This is a genomic window from Pseudomonas sp. TH04 (assembly GCF_016651355.1).
GTDB classification, from domain to species: domain Bacteria; phylum Pseudomonadota; class Gammaproteobacteria; order Pseudomonadales; family Pseudomonadaceae; genus Aquipseudomonas; species Aquipseudomonas fluorescens.
Genome location: NZ_JAEKEA010000001.1, coordinates 6,233,193 through 6,251,867, shown reverse-complemented (window position 1 = coordinate 6,251,867; position 18,675 = coordinate 6,233,193). Strand labels below are relative to the sequence as shown.

The following is an 18,675-nucleotide window of genomic DNA, read 5'->3' as shown; positions in this document are numbered from 1 at the left end:
GCCCTACCCCGCTGTTTTTTCTGTCCCGCCATGGGGCAACTGCCCCACCGGGCACTCGGCGACGCCCAGCGTGCTGCGGGTGATTTTCTCGACGTTCTCCTGGGCTTTTTGCGCGTCCAGCACCCAGGTGCGGTAGAACTCGAAGGGGCAGTCGGCCACCCCCTTGTCGCCATCGCCAGAGGCATGCATACCGGTGTAGCCACGGTGCAACAGCTTGAACAAGTGATTCTGCGACTGGTCGTTGGCCCGCGCATCACGGATCTGTGACACAGAAAGCTGGGCGTACTGAATGCCCATCTCTTCCTCGCCGCACTCGCCCAATGTGCGCCCATCAAAGCCGATGATCGCCGAGTGACCGAAGTACGAATACACCCCGTCGAACCCTGCCGCATTCGCCACCGCCACGTAGCAGTTATTCGCCCAGGCCATGCTCTTGGACATCTGCACCTGCTGCTCCTTGGCCGGGTACATGTAGCCCTGGCAGCGCACGATCAATTCGGCGCCCTTCATCGCACAGTCGCGCCAGATCTCCGGGTAATTGCCGTCGTCGCAGATGATCAGGCTGATCTTCATGCCTTTGGGCCCCTCGCACACATAGGTGCGATCCCCCGGATACCAGCCTTCGATAGGGCACCAGGGAATGCACTTGCGGTAACGCTGCACGATTTCGCCGAGGTTATTGATCAGCACCAAGGTGTTGTAAGGCGCCTTGCGGGGGTGTTCTTCGTGACGCTCACCGGTCAGGGAAAACACGCCCCACGTATTGGCCTGACGGCACGCCGCCGAGAAAATCGCCGTCTCTTCGCCGGGAATACTCGCGGCGGTGGCCATCATCTCGTCGTGGTCGTACATGATGCCCATGGTGCTGTATTCCGGGAACACCACCAGGTCCATGCCTGGCAGGCCCTGTTTCATGCCGAGAATAATCTCGGCAATTTTCTGCGCGTTATCGATCACCTCGGCCTTGGCGTGCAGGCGCGGCATCTTGTAGTTCACCACCGCGACACCGACGGTGTCCGGGCTGCTGGAAATATCGCCATGACGCATAACAACACTCCTGGTCTAGTGACTGATCATCCACGGCCGTGGCCCGGTCCGGGTCTTGAGGCCCAACGGGTTAGCCTTACTCGGTTCCACCGGCTTGCTGGTGCCGCAGCAGCTGCAACCCGCGGGGTGCCGTCGGCTTTCCTGGTACTCACCGACGGTTTGCGGTGCGTGGGCGCTGCGTTCGTTGCCGGCGATCGCCTTGCGCTGGTTGGCCGACAGGGTCTGCAACGCCGGCGCCGACACCCTCAGTTGCCCGCCCGGCCCGTCACAGTAGGGGCACTGGCTGGGTGCGTGGCGCTGGGCGATTGGCCGCAGCAGGGTGAACGTGCCGCACGCTGGGCAGGCGTATTCGTAGGTCGGCATGGCTACAGGTCCGGGGCGATGGGCAGGTCGATACTGCCGTCGAGGAATTTCGTCGGCCCGTTGGCGTTGGGGTTGATGTCGAACTCGAAGATTTCCGTCGGCAACCACAAGGTGGCGCATGCGTTTGGAATGTCCACCACGCCGCTGATGTGCCCCTGCACCGGCGCCGATCCGAGCAGTGCGTAACCCTGGGCCGGCGAGTAGCCGAACTTGGTCAGGTAGTTGATCGCATTCAGGCAGGCCTGACGGTAGGCGACGTTGACGTCCAGGTAGTGCTGCTGGCCTTGCTCGTCCACCGAGATGCCTTCGAAGATCAGATAGTTCTTGTAGTTCGGAGTGACCGGGCTCGGTTTGAATACCGGGTTCTTGATCCCGTACTTGGCCATGCCGCCCTTGATCAGCTCGACTTTCATATGCACCCAGCCGGCCATTTCGATGGCGCCGCAAAAGGTGATTTCGCCGTCGCCCTGGCTGAAGTGCAAGTCACCCACCGATAGCCCGGCACCGTTGACATAGACCGGAAAGAAGATCTTCGAACCGCGGGACAAATCCTTGATATCGCAGTTACCGCCATGTTCACGCGGCGGCACGGTGCGTGCGCCGGTCGCAGCGGCGGCATCGCGCGCCGGGCCCTTGAGCTTGCCCATATGCGCGGTGGCCGCCAGCGGCGCATTCGCCAGCGGCGGCACGCGGGTCGGGTCGGTGTCGATCAATTGCTGCTCGCGGCGGTTCCAGTCGGCGAGCATCACCGGGTCGGGCAGGCACCCGATCAGGCCGGGATGGATCAGGCCGGCAAAGTTAACCCCCGGAATGTGCCGCGAGCTAGTGAACATGCCCTTGAAATCCCAGATGGCTTTTTGCGCGCTGGGGAAATGATCGGTGAGGAAACCACCGCCGTTCTGCCGCGAGAAGAAACCGTTGAAGCCCCACTGCGAATCGGCCTTGGCGCCGATGTCGAGCAAGTCCACCACCAGCAGGTCGCCCGGCTCGGCGCCGTGCACACCCACCGGGCCGGAGAGGTAATGCACGGTGGACAGGTCCACATCACGCACATCGCTGGCGTCGTCGTTGTTCTTGATCGCACCGGCGGTCCAGTCGTAGGTCTCCAGGATGAAGTCATCGCCGGGCTTGACCCAACAGGCCATCGGGATATCCGGGTGCCAGCGGTTATGGATATTTTCGTTTTCGGTGACAGGCTGGTTGAGGTCGACTTTGATCAGCGTTTCGGTCATGGACTGGCTCCTGGACGGATGGCGTGGTACGTTCGATCCAGTCTCGTGGAGCCGGGGGAAACGGGGAATACGTTGGATGACGTATGAGTTTTTCAGAGCGGACGCAGAACGACTGTGGGAGCGGGCTTGCCCGCGAATACGGTGTGTCAGTTAACAGATATGTCGACTGGTACACCCTATTCGCGGGCTTGCTCGCTCCCACATTTGATCGGTATTGATTAGACGGACAGGTAGCGGCTGATGGTCGCCTCGTCCACCCGATCCCGGGTTTCTTCGATCACGAAGCGGCCCTTTTCAATCACCAGGAATCGGTCGGCGATTTCCAGGGTGAACGACAACACCTGCTCGGACACCACAATGGTCAAGTCCCGCAGGTTGCGAATCTCTTTCAACGTGCGCGCAATGTCCTTGATGATCGACGGCTGAATCCCCTCCGTAGGCTCATCCAGCAACAACACCTTGGGGTTGGTCGCCAGCGCCCGCGCAATCGCCAACTGCTGCTGTTGCCCACCCGAGAGGTTGCCGCCTTTGCGCGACTGCATGTCATGCAACACCGGGAACAACGCATACAAGTCCTCTGGCACCCTGCCCCGCGCGGATGCCGGCAAACCGGTCTGGATATTTTCGAGCACCGTCATGCTCGGGAAAATCATGCGCCCCTGGGGCACATAGGCGATACCGCGCGCCACCCGCTCGTGGGTTTCCAGCGCCGACACATCGTGCCCGTCCACGCTGACCTGGCCTTTCCACTGCGGCAGGATGCCCATCAGGCTTTTGAACAGGGTGGTCTTGCCCATGCCGTTGCGGCCCATCACCGCGACGATTTCACGCTTGGCCACGTTCAGGTCCAGGTCGTGGAGGATCTGGCTCTGGCCGTAGCCGCAGGACAACTGGTCAATCTTGAACATGCCGGATTCCTCAGTGGCCCAAATACACTTCGATAACTTTAGGGTTGTTTTGCACCGACTCCATGCTGCCCTCGGCCAGCACCTTGCCCTGGTGCAGCACCGTGACTTTGTGGGCAATGCTTTTGACGAATTCCATGTCGTGCTCGATCACCAGCACCGAACGCCCCTGGCTGATGCGTTTGAGCAGCTCGGCGGTTTGCGCGCGCTCGTTGACGCTCATGCCCGCCACCGGCTCATCGAGCATCAACAACTCGGGGTCTTGCATCAGCAGCATGCCGATTTCCAGCCACTGCTTTTGCCCATGGGACAAGAGGTCGGCCTGTTGCTGCAGCAAATCGCCAAGGAAGATCTCCCGCGCCACCTCTTCCACCCGCGCGATCACTTGCGCGTTGCGCTTGAAAAACAGTGCGCCCCAAACCTTGCGGCCGGCGGGATAAGACATCTCAAGGTTTTCAAACACCGTGAGGTTTTCGTAGATCGACGGGTTCTGAAATTTACGCCCCACCCCAGCGCGCACAATGTTGTACTCGCGCATCCTGGTCAGTTCCTGGCCGTCAAACTGGATGCTGCCGCTGGTGGCGCGGGTCTTGCCGCAGATCAGGTCGAGCACGGTGGTTTTGCCGGCGCCATTGGGGCCGATCACCACGCGCACTTCGTTACGGTCGATATACAGGTTGAGGTTGTCGACCGCCTTGAAGCCGTCGAACGACACCGTGAGGCCTTCAATAGCCAGCACCGGTTTATTCATTTCAAAGCCGACGGCGGTCATGGCTGGGTCTCCAGGATTTTGCTTTCGGTCTTGGGTTTGGCCACGGATGCGGCGGCTTTCACCACCGGTTTGCGCCGTAGCAATGTCGCCAGAGCCTGGCGTCCATGGCTCTCCCACAAACCGGCCAAACCGTTGGGAAAGTACATGACCACGGCGATAAACAGCCCGCCCATCAGGTACAGCCACAGTTCCGGGAAGGACTCGGAAAAGTAGGTCTTGCCGTAGTTCACCAAGAGCGCGCCATACACCGCGCCGAGCAACGACATGCGCCCGCCCACAGCAGCGAAGATCACCATCTCGATCGACGGCACGATGCCGACGAACGACGGCGACATAAAGCCCACCTGCAAGGCAAACATCGCCCCGCCAATCGCCGAGAACGCGGCAGCCACACAGAACACGAAGATCTTGAAGCTGGCCACGTCATAGCCGGAGAAGCGCACACGCTCCTCTTTGTCGCGCATGGCCATCAGCAGCCGGCCGAGCTTGGACGCCAGAATGAAGCGGCCCATAAAGATGCAGCCGAACAGCAAACCGGCGTTGATGAAATACAGGATCATTTTCGCGCTGTCGGTGCGCAGGTCCCAGCCGAGCAGGGTCTTGAGGTCGGTGATGCCGTTGACGCCGCCCGTCAGGCCTTGCTGGCCGACGATCAGCACCGTGAGGATCAGCGCAATCGCCTGGGTAACGATGGAAAAATACACATCGCCCACGCGGCGCTTGAACAGCGCCATGCCGATAATGAAGGCCAGCAGCACCGGCACCGCAATCACCGTCACCAGGGTAAAGCTGAAACTGTGGAACGGCTGCCACAGCCAAGGCAACTCGGTGATCTGGTTCCAGTCCATGAAGTCCGGAATGCCCGGCGTGGATTGGATCTTGGTGCTTTCGGGGTCCGAGGCTTCCAGCTTGAGGAACATCGCCATGCAGTAGCCACCCACTCCGAAGAACACGCCCTGCCCCAGGCTGAGAATCCCGCCATAGCCCCAGCACAGCACCAGCCCCACCGCGACGAACGCGTAGGTCAGGTACTTGCCGACCATGTTCAGGCGAAACGCATCCAGGGTCAGGGGAAATACCACCAGGATCAGCAGCGCCAACAGCACAATGCCGATCAGGTTTTGCTGGCCGCCCAGCAGCTTGTCTAAAGCCTTCATCTGCTCGCCTCTACTTGCGCACTTTGATGGAGAACAACCCTTGCGGGCGCAGCATCAGGATCAGAATCACCGACGACAAGGTCAGCACCTTGGCCATCGAGCCACTGAGGAAAAACTCCGACAGCGATTGGGTCTGGGCAATCACGAACGCCGAGGCGATGGTGCCGAACAGGCTTTGCGCGCCGCCGAACACCACCACCAGGAAGGTATCGACGATGTACTGCGAACCCGCCGTCGGCCCGGTGGAGCCGATGGTGGTGAAGGCCGCGCCCGCCACACCGGCGACGCCGCAACCGAGGGCGAATGTCATGCGGTCGACCTTGCGCGTATTGATGCCCACGGCACGGCTCATCAGGCGATTCTGTACCGTGGCGCGCACCTGCAAGCCCCAGCGCGAGCGGTACAGCATGAGGAAGATTGCGGCGGTCAGCAGCAAGGTCAGGCCCATCATGAACAGGCCGTTGCGCGGGATTTCGATGGCGTCGGTGAAGTTCACCGAGCCCATCAGCCAGGCCGGTGGTTCGGCGCTGACTTCACGGGCGCCAAACACCGAACGGAAGGTTTGCTGCATCACCAGCGACAAGCCCCACGTGGCGAGCAAGGTGTCCAGCGGCCGCTTGTACAAACGGCTGATCATCGCCCACTCCACCAGCCAGCCGACGGCGCCGGCGACGAGGAATGACAGGGCGATGGCGAAGAAGAAGTAATAGGGTTGGAAGCTCGGCGCAAAGTGTGCGGTGAGGCTGGAGCACACGTAGGTGGTGTAGGCGCCGATGGTCAGGAATTCACCGTGAGCCATGTTGATCACGCCCATCTGGCCAAAGATGATTGCCAGCCCCAATGCCATCAGCAACAGCACGCAGAACACGGACAGGCCGTTGAACCCCTGCATTGCCGCGATGGCCCCAAATTCCGATAGCCATTCCATGATGATGGTCTCCTGAGCGGGAGGTTGAGATGCATTCTGCTGTTGATTTATGTGGAAGCTGGCTGGCCTGCGATGCAGGCCAGCCAGCTCCCACATAAAGCCAGTTGCCACAGTTGGATCAGTGCCGGCCCCGGTGTTATTGATAGCCTTTGGGGAACGGGTTCGGCTCAATCAGATCCGACTCGTAGATCACTTTGAACTGGCCGTTGGGCTGCACTTCACCGATACGCGACTTGCTCCACAGGTGATGGTTCTCGTGGATCTTCACGTAGCCTTCCGGCGCGGTTTTCAGCTCGATGCCCGGCGAGGCGGCCACGACTTTATCCACGTCGAAACTGCCGGCCTTCTCCACCGCGGCTTTCCACAACCATGGGCCGAGGTAGGCCGCCTGGGTCACGTCGCCGATCACCGCATCCTTGCCGTACTTGGCCTTGAAGGCTTCGACGAAGGCTTTGTTGTTGGGGTTGTCCAGGCTCTGGAAGTACTTCATCGAGGCGTAGAAACCGGCCATGTTTTCGCCGCCAATGCCGAGCAATTCATCCTCGGTCACCGACAGGGTCAGCAAGGTTTGCTTGGCGGCGTTCACACCCGCCGCATTCAGTTGTTTGTAGAACGCCACGTTGGAACCACCGACCACGGCCGCGAACACCACGTCCGGTTTCTTCAGCTTGACCTTGTTGATCAGCGAGCCGAACTGGGTATTGCCCAGCGGGTAGTAATCTTCGCCGACCACGGTGCCGTGCAGTACGTTTTCGATGTGCTTGCGCGCGATCTTCATCGAGGTGCGCGGCCAGATGTAGTCCGAGCCGACCAGGTAGAACGTCTTGGCACCTTTGGTCTTGGCGATCCAGTCGAGGCTGGCGAGGATTTGCTGGGTAGCTTCCTGGCCGGTGTAGATCACGTTTTTCGACTGTTCCAGGCCTTCATAGAAGGTCGGGTAGTAGAGCAAGCCGTTTTCTTTCTCGAAGATCGGCAGCACGGCTTTGCGCGAAGCCGAGGTCCAGCAGCCGAATACGGCGGCGACTTTATCGTTGACCAGCAGCTTCTTGGCTTTTTCAGCGAAGGTCGGCCAGTCGGAGGCGCCGTCTTCCTGGATGACCTTGATCTGCCGTCCCAGAATCCCGCCTGAGGCGTTGATCTGCTCGATAGCCAGACGCTCGGCCTGAATCGAGCCGGTTTCGGAAATCGCCATGGTGCCGGTGGCCGAGTGCAACTGGCCGACGGTCACTTCGGTAGGGGTCACGGCCAGGCCTTCGTTATCAGCCAGCACGCCCTGGCTGAACAGCGCGGCCGCCAGCAATGACAAGGCCAAGAGGGGTTTGGAGCGGATCAATCGTGGTGCCATGGGGCGACTCCTCTGCAATGAGGGTTCCAGCATGGCGGCAGCGCGCCAGCGCGGGTATACGCAGCCTGACGTAACGGTGTACGTCATTTGACGTATGCCGCTGCGCACTATTTTCGAGCAGGATCCCGACCGCCCGGACACCCTCGATCAATGCGGGAGCCGGCTTGCCTGCGATGGCGGTGTATCAGGCTGCATCTGCAGGGGTTGACCCAGCGCTGTCGCAGGCAAGCCAGTGCCTACATTTTGAATCGGGGCATGGAACTTGCTCATTTAAACTTGCCCACTCTGCGGAGCCTCCCACCGTGCACCCCACCCCTGGCACTCAGCGCATCGTCAAGATCCGCCGCGACTACAACACCTGGGTCGCCGACGAGACCATGGAAGACTATGCTCTGCGCTACACGCCAAAATCCTTTCGCAAATGGTCGGAACTGCGCATCGCCAACACCGCCCTGGGCGCCGTGTCGTTCCTGGCGCTGGAAGCCATCGGCGGTGTCCTGGCCTTGAGTTACGGCTTCACCAACACCTTTTGGGCGATCCTCGCGATCAGCCTGGTGATCTTCCTCACCGGCCTGCCCATCAGCTATTACGCGGCGCGTTACGGCGTGGACATGGACCTGCTGACCCGCGGCGCCGGCTTCGGCTACATCGGCTCAACCATCACCTCGCTGATCTACGCCAGCTTCACCTTCCTGTTCTTCGCCCTGGAAGCGGCGATCATGGCCCTGGCGCTGGAGTTGTATTTTCATATCCCGTTGGCCATCGCCTATGTCATTTGCTCGCTGCTGGTGATTCCGCTGGTGGCCTACGGCGTCACCCTGATCAGCCGCCTGCAACTGTGGACGCAACCGGTCTGGCTGCTGTTGCTGGTGCTGCCCTACGGCTTCGTGTGGTGGAAGAACCCCGATGCCTTCAGCGACTGGACCAGTTTCGTCGGGCGCAGTGGCGACGGCGGTGGTTTCAACCTGTTGGCGTTCTGCGCCGCCTGCACGGTGGCGCTGTCGCTGGTGACGCAGATTGGCGAACAGGTCGACTACCTACGCTTTCTGCCGGAAAAAACCGCCGCCAACCGCAAACGCTGGTGGGCCGCGCTGCTCTGTGCCGGGCCCGGCTGGATCATCCCCGGGGCGTTGAAAATGTTCGCGGGCGCCTTCCTGGCCTTCCTTGCCCTGCAACATGAAATCCCCATGGAACGCGCCGCCGAGCCGACCCAGATGTACCTCGTCGCGTTCCGCTACGTGTTCAGCTCGCCGGAATGGGCGCTCGGCGCGATGGTGCTGTTCGTGTTCATCTCCCAGATGAAGATCAACCTGACCAACGCCTACGCCGGTTCCCTGGCCTGGTCGAACTTCTTCGCCCGCGTAACCCACAGCCACCCCGGCCGGGTGGTGTGGTTGGTGTTCAACGTGGCGATTGCGCTGATGCTGATGGAGCTTGGCGTGTTCGATGTCATCGACCAGGTGCTGGGGCTCTACGCCAACATCGCGATTGCCTGGATCGGCACGCTGGTGGCCGACCTGGTCATCAACAAGCCCTTGGGCCTGTCGCCCCAACACATCGAGTTCAAGCGCGCCCACCTCTATGACATCAACCCGGTGGGCGTCGGCTCAATGCTGATCGCTTCATTGCTGTCGATCCTCGCCCACTTCGGTGTGTTCGGCGCACTCGCCCAGGCCGCGCCGCCCTTCGTCGCGCTGGGCACTGCGCTGATCATGGCGCCGCTGTTGGCCTGGCTGACCCGAGGCAAGTACTACATCGCCCGCACCAGTGATGTCCAACTGATTCATCCGGTGGCGCCTGCCACCCACGCGGTCTGCGGCCTGTGCAGCAACCCGTTCGAAACCGCCGACATGGCGTTCTGCCCGGCCTACAGCACGCCCATCTGCTCACTGTGCTGCTCGCTGGATGCTCGTTGCGGTGATCGCTGCAAGCCCCACGCCCGGCTGGTCAGCCAGTTTGAAAGCGCATTGCGCTGGCTGTTGCCGAACACGTTGATGCCCCGCCTGCATACCCGGCTGGCACATTATCTGGGGTTGTTATTGGTTCTGGTGCTGCTGCTCGCGGGGGCCCTGGCTCTGATCTACGTTCAGGCTGCCCAGGGGCTGCCGCATTCAGAGACGCTGTATCAGGCGTTCTTCAAGGCGTTTCTCACGCTCTCGGTATTCGCTGCCGTACTCGCCTGGTGGGTGGTGCTGACCCGCGAAAGCCGGCGTGTCGCCCAGGAAGAATCCGACCGCCAGACCCTGCTTTTGATGCAGGAAATCGACGCCCACAGCCTCACCGACCAAGCCCTGCAACAGGCCAAGGAAGCCTCTGAAGCGGCAAATGCCGCCAAGAGCCGCTACGTCACCGGGCTGTCCCACGAACTGCGCACGCCGCTCAACAGCATCCTCGGTTTTACCCAAATACTGCAGCGCGACAACGCTATGCCCGAGCAGCATCAGGACGCCCTGGCGACCATCCTGCGCAGCGGCTCGCACCTGTTGTCGCTGATCGACGGCCTGCTCGACGTGGCCAAGATCGAGGCCGGCAAGCTGCGCCTGGAACTCACCGAAATCCCCTTCCCGGAGCTGATTCACGACCTGGAGCAGATGTTTACTCCGCAGGCGCAGGACAAGGGCCTGCGCTTTCGCCTCGACTGCGTGGGCAAGATCCCGGCCGTGGTGCGTGGCGATGAAAAGCGCGTGCGGCAGATCCTGATCAACCTGCTGGGCAACGCGGTGAATTTTACCGACAGCGGTGAGGTGTGCCTGCGGGTCAGCTACATGCGCGAGACCGCCAATTTTGAAATCATCGACACCGGCATCGGGATTGATCCGGAGCAGATCGAACGGATTTTCCAGCCGTTCGAACGCGGCGATTTAATGCGCCAGGACAAGGGCGTGGGCCTCGGGCTGACCATCACACGCATGCTCACCTCGTTAATGGGCGGTGAACTGCGGGTCTCCAGCGAACTCGACAAGGGCACGTGCTTCCAGGTGCGGCTGTTTCTTTCCCAGGTGCGCGCGCCGCAAGCGGTGGTGCATGTGGAGCACGACATCATCGGCTATCAGGGTGCGCGCCGACGCATCCTGGTGGTGGACGACCACGTCGACCATCGCAAGGTGCTGAGCGGCATGCTCACCCCCTTGGGTTTTGAAGTGATCCAGGCCAGTAACGGCCAGGAGGCGATTCGCCAGGTGGCGTTGCTGGCACCGGACTTGATCCTGATGGACTTGTCGATGCCGACGCTGGATGGCTTGGAAACCAGCCGTTTGATCCGCCGCAACGCGCTGTCCAGCGCGCCGATTATTGTGATCTCGGCCAACGCCTTTACCGACGACCGCGAACGCAGCATCGCCGCCGCCTGCAATGACTACCTGGCCAAGCCGGTGCGCACCCCGGAGCTGCTGGGGCGCCTGCAACAGCATCTGCAGTTGCAGTGGTTACGCCGCACCAAGACCTCCAGGGCGCCGGCGCCGCCCAGGGTCCTGCCCAGCCCTGAAGACCTCGCCGCGCTCGCCGAACTCAGCGCCATCGGCTATGTGCGCGGCCTGCACGACAAACTCGACAAGATCCTTGAACACCGCCCGGACACTGAAGCATTCATCAGCAAAGTGCGCGGTTTGCTCAAGGGTTTCCGCCTGGATGAACTCAACCGAACCCTCAAGGAGGCCGAAGATGAATGCACTCACCCGCAGCACTGAACCCGGCGTGGTGCTGATCGTCGACGACACCCCGGACAACCTCGCCATGCTCTCCGATGCACTCGACGACGCCGGCTACATGGTGCTGGTCGCCCTCGACGGCCTCAGCGCACTGAACCGCGTGCAACGACGGCGCCCGGACCTGATCCTGCTGGACGCGATGATGCCCGGCCTGGATGGCTTCGAAACCTGCCGGCGGCTCAAGGCGCAGCCCGCCAGCGCCGACATCCCGGTGGTGTTCATGACCGGGCTGACCGACAGCAAGCATGTGGTGCAGGGCTTTGAAGTGGGCGGCAGCGACTATGTGACCAAGCCGATCCAGACCGACGAAGTATTGGCACGGGTGGCAGCGCATTTGCGCACCTCACGCATCTTGCTCTCGGCACGGGCGGCGACGCAGCCGAGTGTGCTGACCCTGGAAGACGCGCCAGCGCAGCGGCTGTTGTCGGCCAGGTTCCAACTGACCGAGCGCGAGGTGGAAGTGCTGCGCTGGGTGGCGTGCGGCAAGACCAATCGGGATATCGGCGATATTTTGGGGTTGAGCCCCAGGACGGTGAACAAGCACCTGGAGCATGTGTACGTGAAGTTGGGTGTGGAGACTCGCACGGCCGCGACGTCCGTGGCCCTGGCGGCGATCTGAACACGGAGGGAGCGGGCTTGCTCGCGAAAGCGGTGTGTCAGTTGACCTATCCATAACTGATCTATCGCATTCGCGAGCAAACCCGCTCCCACACGGGTGCTTCATCGTGGCGCAGACGGATTACCCACCGAAGGTCTGCGACGGCCTGCGCAGGGTCGGATCAAACGGGTTGATCCTCGGCCCAATCGCCGCCGCTTCGCGCTTGAGCAACTCAACCACCATTGGCAAGCGGCTCGTCCCCAACCGATCACTGATGGTCGCCACACTCAGCGCCGCCACCGCATGCCCATCCCGATTCAGAATCGGCACCGCCACCCCCGCCATGCCTTCCAACACCCCGGTATTGCGCGCTGCATAGCCCAGGCGCCGTACGTTCTCGACCTCCGAGCGCAGCAGCACTTCGTCATACAGGTGAAAGTCCTTGAGGCGTGGCAGGTTGTAGCGAATCACCGTCTCACGCTCTTCCTCCGGCAAGAACGCCAGAATCGCCAAGCTGCCCTGCCCCACGCCCAACGCCACGCGCCCACCGATATCGCCGGTAAACGTACGGATCGGATAGGGCCCCTCGCTGCGGTCCAGGCAGATCGCATCAAAGCCGCTGCGCGCGAGCAGGAACAGCGAATCGCCGAGGGAAGCACTCAGGCGCAACATGCTCGGCCGTACCAGGTCGCGCAGGTTGCCGGTCTTGCCCGCGTTGGCTGCCAGCGCGAAAAACTCCAGGCTCAGGCGATAGCGTTTGCTGCGTGCGTCCTGCTCGACCATGCCTTCGTCCATCAGGCTGCGCAGCAGGCGGTGGGTGGTGGGTTGGGACAAGCCGACCTGTTGCGCGAGTTGGGTCACCCGTTCGCCGCCTTCCGGCACCTCGCCCAAGGTGCGCAGCAGCGCGAACAGCCGAGACACGCCGCCCGCACCGACTTCTTTACTGGTTTCATTCCGCTCAGTGGAATCCATAAGGCTAAACCCAGGCATAAATTCTAGTGAATGAATAAAACTGAAAATAATAGTCCATTCAGTGAAATTCCATCTTTCGCCCATCCTAGTCTTCGTCCTAATCTGCGTCCACAGGGGCGAAATGAACAACAAATGGCAGCCGACTCGAGATCGAGCGCCAACGCACCCGCAACACTCTTTTCGCATCTGCCCAAAACAAAAAAGCGCGTTTCGACGCGACTCAAAAAAGGTGGAACGCAGACATGGCATTTCTCCAACTCAACGCCTTGAGCAAACGCTACGGCGCCGTCGACGCGGTGGTCGCTACCGACCTTGCGGTGGAAAAAGGCGAGTTCGTTTCCCTGCTCGGCCCCTCGGGATGCGGCAAGACCACCACCCTGCAAATGATCGCCGGTTTCGTCGACGTGAGCGGCGGGCAGATTCTGCTCGACGGGCGTGACATCACCCACGCCAAGCCCGCCAGCCGTGGCCTGGGTGTGGTGTTCCAAAGCTACGCGCTGTTCCCGCACATGACCGTGCGCGACAACGTCGCCTTCGGCCTGAAGATGCGCAAAGTGCCGGTCGCCGAGATCGCCAGCAAAGTCAAAACCGTGCTCGAGCTGGTGCGCCTGGCGCCCCACGCCGAGCGCTACCCGCGTGAACTGTCCGGCGGCCAACGCCAGCGTGTGGCCCTGGCCCGCGCCTTGGTGATCGAGCCGCCGGTGTTGCTGCTCGACGAACCGCTGTCCAACCTTGACGCCAACTTGCGCGAAGAAATGCAGTTTGAAATTCGCCGCATCCAGTGCGCCGTGGGCATCACCACCTTGATGGTCACCCACGACCAGGCCGAAGCGCTGTCCATCAGCGACCGCGTGGTGGTGATGCAGGCCGGGCGCGTGACCCAGATCGACGCGCCGTACAACCTGTATGAGCACCCGCGCACGCGCTTCATCTCGGATTTTGTCGGCAAAGCCAACCTGTTGCCGGGCGACTATGACGAACTCGGCGCCCCCCAGGTGCGTTACATCAGCGGCGCAGGTGAACTGACCCTGAGCCTGCGCCCGGAAAAAATCACCCTGGTGGACGCCGGCACCGGGCGCGTGCAAGGCAAGGTCCTCGACAGTTACTTCTTCGGCAGCCAATGGCTGTACCGCGTCCATACCCCTCTGGGTGAAATCACCGTGGTGCGCAGCAACGACGGCAGCGCGCCGCTCGCTTGCGGCGCCGCGGTGGGCCTGGACTGGCACGCCGGGCTGCTGCGCGTGTTGGCGGCGGATGAGGTGCGCGCATGAGTCGGGGTTATGTGTTGTCGTTACCGGCCCTGGTGCTGTTTACCGGGCTGTTGATCCTGCCGCTGCTGATGACGCTGGTGCTGTCGTTCAACGTGTTCGACTACCAGGTCGGCGTGAAGGCCGATCAGTGGACCGTCGCGCATTACCTGTCGCTGTTCAGTGACTCGTACTTTTACGAGATCTTCTGGCGCACCTTCTGGATCAGTGCCTTGGTGACCTTGTTGTGCGTGGTCATCGGCGTGCCCGAGGCCTACATCCTCAGCCGCATGGGCACCCCGTGGCGCTCGATCTTCCTGATCCTGATCCTCACGCCGCTGTTGATTTCGGTGGTGGTGCGCGCCTTCGGCTGGAGCCTGCTGCTCGGTGCCGACGGGCTGGTGAACCAGGTGATCCAGGCGCTCGGCGGGCGCCCGGTGAAACTGCTGTATACGCCGTTTGCGGTGATCATCGCGCTGGTGCACGTGATGCTGCCGTTCATGATCATTCCGGTGTGGACCTCGCTGCAAAAGCTCGACCCGTCGGCCGAACAGGCCGCCCTGTCGCTGGGTGCGAGCCAGGCCACGGTCATGCGCAAGATCGTGTTGCCGCAGGTCATGCCCGGCGTGCTCTCGGGCACCCTGATCGTGTTCGGCCTGGCCGCCAGTTCGTTTGCGATCCCCGGCCTGCTTGGCGGGCGCCGCCTGAAAATGGTCGCCACCGTGGTGTACGACCAGTACCTCTCGGAACTCAACTGGCCCATGGGCGCGACCATCGCGGTGGTGCTGCTGTTGGTCAATCTGCTGATCATGCTGAGCTGGAACCGCATGGTCGAAAGCCGCTACAAAAAGTCCCTGGGGGTTTAAGCGCATGTCCAGAAACGGTCCTTTGGCCCTGGGTTTCCACGGTTTGGTGGTGCTGTTCATGATGGCGCCGCTGGTGGTGGTATGCCTGGTGGCCTTCACCCCCGAAAACACCTTGAGCCTGCCGACGTCGGGCTTCTCCCTGCGCTGGTTTCGCGCGGTGTTCGAGCGTGCCGACTTCATCCAGGCGTTCTATAACAGCCTGATCCTGGCGTTTACCGCCGCGACCCTGGCCACACTGATCGCAGTGCCGGCGGCCTTGGCGATCAGCCGATATCAATTCCCGGGGCGCAATTTTTTCAGTGCGCTGTTCCTGTCGCCGATCATCATCCCGCACCTGGTGCTGGGGGTGGCGATGCTGCGGCTGTTTGCCTTGATGGGCGTGAATGGCAGCTTCACCTGGCTGATGCTCGCCCACGTGGTGATCATCACGCCGTATGTGCTGCGCCTGGTGCTGGCCGCGGCAATCGGCATTGATCGCAGTGCCGAGCAGGCGGCGGAGTCGCTGGGTGCGAGCCGCTTTACGCTGTTTCGTCAGATTACCTTGCCGATGATTTTGCCCGGTGTAGCCGGCGGCTGGTTGCTGGCGTTTATCAACAGCTTCGATGAAGTGACCCTGTCGATCTTCGTCAGCTCGCCGGCCACGCAAACCTTGCCGGTGCGCATGTACGTGTACGCCACGGAGTCCATCGACCCAATGATGGCGGCGGTCTCGGCACTGGTGATTGCGCTGACCGCAGCGACCATGATCCTGCTCGACCGGGTCTACGGCCTGGACCGCGTGCTGGTGGGGAAACATTGATGGCATTGTTCAAACGATTGGCCGAAACCGCGCGCCCTGCCCTGGCCTTCACCCTGGATGGGCAGCCGGCCACGGGCTTGCTGGGCGACACGCTGCTGACCGCCATGCTGACCTGCGCCGATCACCTGCGCGGCAGCGATTTCAGTGCCGAGCGGCGTGCCGGTTTCTGCCTGATGGGCGCCTGCCAGGATTGCTGGGTGCGGCTGGGCGACGGGCGCCGTGTGCGGGCGTGTTCGACGCTGTTGGAAGAAGGCCAGGCGATCAGCCGCGATCCGGGGCGCCAGGCATGAAACCCATCGTGATTGTCGGCGCCGGCCCGGCAGGTATCAGCGCGGCGCGTACCCTGCTCGACCATGGCATCCAGCCTTGTCTGGTGGATGAAAGCCTGCGCGGTGGCGGGCAGATCTATCGGCGCCAACCGGCGAACTTCCAGCGCTCGCCCAAGCAACTTTATGGGTTTGAAGCGCGCAAGGCCGAGGCCGTGCACCGCACCCTGGATGAGCTGGCGCCATTGATCGACTACCGACCGCAAACCCTGGTCTGGAACGCCGAGGACGGTCGGCTGGACATGTTGAATAACCACCGTGCGCAGAGCATCGAGTATGCCCGGATCATTGTCGCGACCGGCGCCACGGACCGTATCCTGCCGGTGCCCGGCTGGACCTTGCCGGGGGTCTACAGCCTGGGCGCGGCGCAAATCGCCTTGAAATATCAAGGCTGCGCCATCGGTGAACGGGTCGCATTGTGTGGCAGCGGGCCGTTGCTGTACCTGGTGGCTTACCAATACGCCAAGGCCGGCGCCAAGGTAGTCGCAGTGCTCGACAGCGCGCCGTTCAGCGCACAGTGCCGTGCATTACCGGCGTTACTCGGGCAACCGGCGACCCTGGCCAAAGGTTTGTATTATCGCGCCTGGCTGACAGCCCATGGCATTCCCGTGCATCAGGGCGCAACGCTCACGCAGATTGACGGCGAACTGCGGGTCACCGGGATTCGCTGGGGTGAGCACCGGTTGGACTGCGACGCCGTGGCCTTCGCCCATGCCTTGCGCAGCGAGACACAATTGGCGGACCTGCTCGGCTGTGACTTTGCCTGGAGCAGCTTGAACCGTGCCTGGTTGCCGCAGCGCGACAGCGCCGGGCGCAGCAGCGTAAACAACGTGTACCTGGCGGGCGACGGGGCCGGCATCATGGGCGCCGACGCCGCGCAAATCGCCGGTGAACGCGCGGCATTGGCCGTGCTGGAAGATTCAGGCAGCACCATCGATCAGCGCCGCGCTGCCCAACTGGAGCAGCAACTGGCAGGCATCCAGCGCTTTCGCCATGGCCTGGAAACCGCCTTCCCCTTTCCTCAACAGTGGGCTGCGCAGGCGCCGGATGCACTGATCCTGTGCCGCTGCGAAGAGGTAAGCGTCGGCGAGGTGCGCGCGGTGGTGGATGAAGGCCATTGGGAACTCAACCGCGTCAAGGCCCATTGCCGGGTCGGCATGGGCCGTTGCCAGGGCCGCATGTGCGGGCTGGCCGCAGCCGAGATTGTGGCCGAGCGCAGTGGTCGAGGGATTGAAAGCGTAGGCCGCCTGCGTGGCCAGGCGCCGATCAAACCGCTGCCGTTTGGCGTGGAGGTGCAGCCATGATCGACGTCATCGTACTGGGCGGCGGCATCGTCGGTGCTTCGGCGGCGCGGACGCTGGCACACAAAGGCCAGCGTGTGGCCCTGGTAGAGCGAGATTTCTGTGGCTCTCATTCCAGCGGCGTCAACTATGGTGGCGTGCGGCGCCAGGGGCGGCCGGTGCATCAGTTGCCGTTGTCGCAACGCGCCCATCAGTTGTGGGCCGACTTGCCGGGGTTGATCGGCATTGACGGCGAGTACGTGCGCTGCGGGCATTTGAAATTGGCGCGCAGCCAGGCGGATTTCGCCGCGCTGCAGGCGTATGCCGAGCAAACCCGGGACTTTGACCTGGGCTTGCAACTGCTGGATTACGCGCAATTGCGCGCACGCTTTCCCTGGGTCGGCGATGTGGCGGTCGGCGCGTCACTGTGCCCTGAAGACGGCCATGCCAACCCGCGCCTGGTCTCGCCCGCCTTCGCCCGTGCAGCGCAGCGCCTCGGCGCCTCGGTGTACGAGCAGGCCGAAGTGATTCGCATCGAACATGACGGCCAACGCTTCCACGTGCACTGCGCCAACGGCCTGCACCTGCAAGCAGCCTGGCTGCTCAACTGCGCCGGCGCCTGGGCCGGTCACGTCGCCGAACAGTTCGGCGAGCCGGTGCCGATCACCGCGGCGCACCCGGCCATGCTGGTCACCGAGCCGCTGCCGGTGGTGATGAACGTCAGTACCGGGGTTGAAGGCGGTGGGATATACGCGCGTCAGGTCGCCCGGGGCAATTGCATCCTTGGCGGCGGCCGCGGGTTTGCGCTGGGCCCGCAAACGGCGCGCCCGGGGCAAGCGGCAGTGCTGGAGATTTTGCGCAATGCCGGCGAGTTGTACCCGTTCCTCAAGGGCGCCCAGGCGATCCGCACCTGGAGCGGCACCGAAGGTTACCTCCCCGACCATGAGCCGGTGATCGGCCCAAGCAGCACCCAACCTGGCCTGCTCCACGGTTTCGGCTTTGCCGGCGCCGGGTTCCAGCTCGGCCCCGCCGTCGGTGAAGCCCTGGCAGAGATCGTCTGCGCCGGGGCCAGCCGCCAACCCATCGAAGCGTTTTCCATCCGTCGTTTCCAAGCCTGAGAGGAAAAACCCA

At 62.4% G+C, this 18,675-nt stretch carries 17 protein-coding genes; 8 read left to right on the top strand and 9 right to left on the bottom strand.

The window, feature by feature from the left end; translation table 11 throughout:
* Positions 1-3 precede the first annotated feature (3 nt).
* From JFT85_RS28300 to urtA, 8 genes are all read right to left on the bottom strand, one after another.
* Positions 4-1,047, bottom strand: coding sequence for an aliphatic amidase (locus tag JFT85_RS28300; protein WP_053256601.1), 1,044 nt, complete (start codon positions 1,045-1,047; stop codon positions 4-6).
* Between the two features lie 15 nt (positions 1,048-1,062).
* A complete protein-coding gene (locus tag JFT85_RS28295) occupies positions 1,063-1,410 on the bottom strand; it encodes an FmdB family zinc ribbon protein (protein WP_053256602.1) in 348 nt (115 codons plus the stop codon).
* A gap of 2 nt (positions 1,411-1,412) precedes the next feature.
* Positions 1,413-2,642: a formamidase gene (gene fmdA / locus JFT85_RS28290; RefSeq protein WP_069552692.1), complete on the bottom strand. Its 1,230-nt coding sequence runs from the start codon at positions 2,640-2,642 to the stop codon at positions 1,413-1,415.
* Positions 2,643-2,860: 218 nt separating this feature from the next.
* Positions 2,861-3,550 carry an urea ABC transporter ATP-binding subunit UrtE gene (gene urtE / locus JFT85_RS28285; RefSeq protein WP_069552693.1) on the bottom strand — a complete coding sequence of 230 codons (690 nt, stop codon included), beginning with the start codon at positions 3,548-3,550 and terminating at the stop codon, positions 2,861-2,863.
* Positions 3,551-3,560: 10 nt separating this feature from the next.
* The gene (gene urtD, locus JFT85_RS28280) at positions 3,561-4,319 is read right to left on the bottom strand and encodes an urea ABC transporter ATP-binding protein UrtD (RefSeq protein WP_053256605.1); all 759 of its coding nucleotides are present in this window, start codon (positions 4,317-4,319) and stop codon (positions 3,561-3,563) included.
* Positions 4,316-5,476, bottom strand: coding sequence for an urea ABC transporter permease subunit UrtC (gene urtC / locus JFT85_RS28275; RefSeq protein WP_201230841.1), 1,161 nt, complete (start codon positions 5,474-5,476; stop codon positions 4,316-4,318). The genes urtD and urtC overlap by 4 nt, the downstream gene beginning before the upstream one ends.
* A gap of 10 nt (positions 5,477-5,486) precedes the next feature.
* Positions 5,487-6,404, bottom strand: coding sequence for an urea ABC transporter permease subunit UrtB (gene urtB / locus JFT85_RS28270; protein WP_053256607.1), 918 nt, complete (start codon positions 6,402-6,404; stop codon positions 5,487-5,489).
* Positions 6,405-6,540: 136 nt separating this feature from the next.
* Complete coding sequence (gene urtA, locus JFT85_RS28265; RefSeq protein WP_053256608.1) at positions 6,541-7,749, bottom strand: urea ABC transporter substrate-binding protein; 1,209 nt, start codon at positions 7,747-7,749, stop codon at positions 6,541-6,543.
* 302 nt (positions 7,750-8,051) lie between these two features.
* On the opposite strand from urtA, the gene JFT85_RS28260 reads away from it, so the two are divergent.
* Entirely contained in the window at positions 8,052-11,435 is a 3,384-nt protein-coding gene (locus JFT85_RS28260; RefSeq protein WP_201230839.1) for an ATP-binding protein, read from the top strand.
* Positions 11,410-12,075, top strand: a complete 666-nt coding sequence (locus JFT85_RS28255; RefSeq protein ID WP_053256610.1) for a response regulator — start codon at positions 11,410-11,412, stop codon at positions 12,073-12,075. Before JFT85_RS28260 ends, JFT85_RS28255 begins: the two co-directional genes overlap by 26 nt.
* A 120-nt stretch (positions 12,076-12,195) precedes the next feature.
* Here JFT85_RS28255 and JFT85_RS28250 read toward each other — a convergent pair whose 3' ends face one another.
* Entirely contained in the window at positions 12,196-13,026 is an 831-nt protein-coding gene (locus JFT85_RS28250) for an IclR family transcriptional regulator (RefSeq protein ID WP_201230837.1), read from the bottom strand.
* Positions 13,027-13,268: 242 nt separating this feature from the next.
* Between JFT85_RS28250 and JFT85_RS28245 the strand changes: the two genes are divergently transcribed.
* The 6 genes from JFT85_RS28245 to JFT85_RS28220 are packed head-to-tail and all read left to right on the top strand — an operon-like array spanning position 13,269 to position 18,662.
* Positions 13,269-14,297 (top strand): ABC transporter ATP-binding protein, encoded by a 1,029-nt coding sequence (locus tag JFT85_RS28245; protein WP_073637743.1) that lies wholly within the window; start codon positions 13,269-13,271, stop codon positions 14,295-14,297.
* Positions 14,294-15,139 carry an ABC transporter permease gene (locus JFT85_RS28240; protein ID WP_201230836.1) on the top strand — a complete coding sequence of 282 codons (846 nt, stop codon included), beginning with the start codon at positions 14,294-14,296 and terminating at the stop codon, positions 15,137-15,139. The genes JFT85_RS28245 and JFT85_RS28240 overlap by 4 nt, the downstream gene beginning before the upstream one ends.
* 4 nt (positions 15,140-15,143) lie before the next feature.
* Positions 15,144-15,938 (top strand): ABC transporter permease, encoded by a 795-nt coding sequence (locus JFT85_RS28235; RefSeq protein ID WP_053256614.1) that lies wholly within the window; start codon positions 15,144-15,146, stop codon positions 15,936-15,938.
* Positions 15,938-16,228: a (2Fe-2S)-binding protein gene (locus JFT85_RS28230; RefSeq protein WP_069552701.1), complete on the top strand. Its 291-nt coding sequence runs from the start codon at positions 15,938-15,940 to the stop codon at positions 16,226-16,228. The genes JFT85_RS28235 and JFT85_RS28230 overlap by 1 nt, the downstream gene beginning before the upstream one ends.
* The gene (locus tag JFT85_RS28225) at positions 16,225-17,568 is read left to right on the top strand and encodes an FAD/NAD(P)-dependent oxidoreductase (RefSeq protein ID WP_069552702.1); all 1,344 of its coding nucleotides are present in this window, start codon (positions 16,225-16,227) and stop codon (positions 17,566-17,568) included. The genes JFT85_RS28230 and JFT85_RS28225 overlap by 4 nt, the downstream gene beginning before the upstream one ends.
* Positions 17,565-18,662: an NAD(P)/FAD-dependent oxidoreductase gene (locus JFT85_RS28220; RefSeq protein ID WP_078828463.1), complete on the top strand. Its 1,098-nt coding sequence runs from the start codon at positions 17,565-17,567 to the stop codon at positions 18,660-18,662. Before JFT85_RS28225 ends, JFT85_RS28220 begins: the two co-directional genes overlap by 4 nt.
* Positions 18,663-18,675 lie beyond the last annotated feature (13 nt).

Excerpts from the sequence above, each read along its gene's own strand:
- urtA (WP_053256608.1), bottom strand. The coding sequence starts at position 7,749 with ATGGCACCACGATTGATCCGCTCCAAACCCCTCTTGGCCTTGTCATTG.
- urtE (WP_069552693.1), bottom strand. The coding sequence starts at position 3,550 with ATGTTCAAGATTGACCAGTTGTCCTGCGGCTACGGCCAGAGCCAGATC.
- JFT85_RS28245 (WP_073637743.1), top strand. The coding sequence starts at position 13,269 with ATGGCATTTCTCCAACTCAACGCCTTGAGCAAACGCTACGGCGCCGTC.
- JFT85_RS28295 (WP_053256602.1), bottom strand. The coding sequence starts at position 1,410 with ATGCCGACCTACGAATACGCCTGCCCAGCGTGCGGCACGTTCACCCTG.
- JFT85_RS28235 (WP_053256614.1), top strand. The coding sequence starts at position 15,144 with ATGTCCAGAAACGGTCCTTTGGCCCTGGGTTTCCACGGTTTGGTGGTG.
- urtD (WP_053256605.1), bottom strand. The coding sequence starts at position 4,319 with ATGACCGCCGTCGGCTTTGAAATGAATAAACCGGTGCTGGCTATTGAA.
- urtC (WP_201230841.1), bottom strand. The coding sequence starts at position 5,476 with ATGAAGGCTTTAGACAAGCTGCTGGGCGGCCAGCAAAACCTGATCGGC.
- JFT85_RS28230 (WP_069552701.1), top strand. The coding sequence starts at position 15,938 with ATGGCATTGTTCAAACGATTGGCCGAAACCGCGCGCCCTGCCCTGGCC.
- JFT85_RS28250 (WP_201230837.1), bottom strand. The coding sequence starts at position 13,026 with ATGGATTCCACTGAGCGGAATGAAACCAGTAAAGAAGTCGGTGCGGGC.
- fmdA (WP_069552692.1), bottom strand. The coding sequence starts at position 2,642 with ATGACCGAAACGCTGATCAAAGTCGACCTCAACCAGCCTGTCACCGAA.
- JFT85_RS28240 (WP_201230836.1), top strand. The coding sequence starts at position 14,294 with ATGAGTCGGGGTTATGTGTTGTCGTTACCGGCCCTGGTGCTGTTTACC.
- JFT85_RS28220 (WP_078828463.1), top strand. The coding sequence starts at position 17,565 with ATGATCGACGTCATCGTACTGGGCGGCGGCATCGTCGGTGCTTCGGCG.
- urtB (WP_053256607.1), bottom strand. The coding sequence starts at position 6,404 with ATGGAATGGCTATCGGAATTTGGGGCCATCGCGGCAATGCAGGGGTTC.
- JFT85_RS28255 (WP_053256610.1), top strand. The coding sequence starts at position 11,410 with ATGAATGCACTCACCCGCAGCACTGAACCCGGCGTGGTGCTGATCGTC.
- JFT85_RS28225 (WP_069552702.1), top strand. The coding sequence starts at position 16,225 with ATGAAACCCATCGTGATTGTCGGCGCCGGCCCGGCAGGTATCAGCGCG.
- JFT85_RS28300 (WP_053256601.1), bottom strand. The coding sequence starts at position 1,047 with ATGCGTCATGGCGATATTTCCAGCAGCCCGGACACCGTCGGTGTCGCG.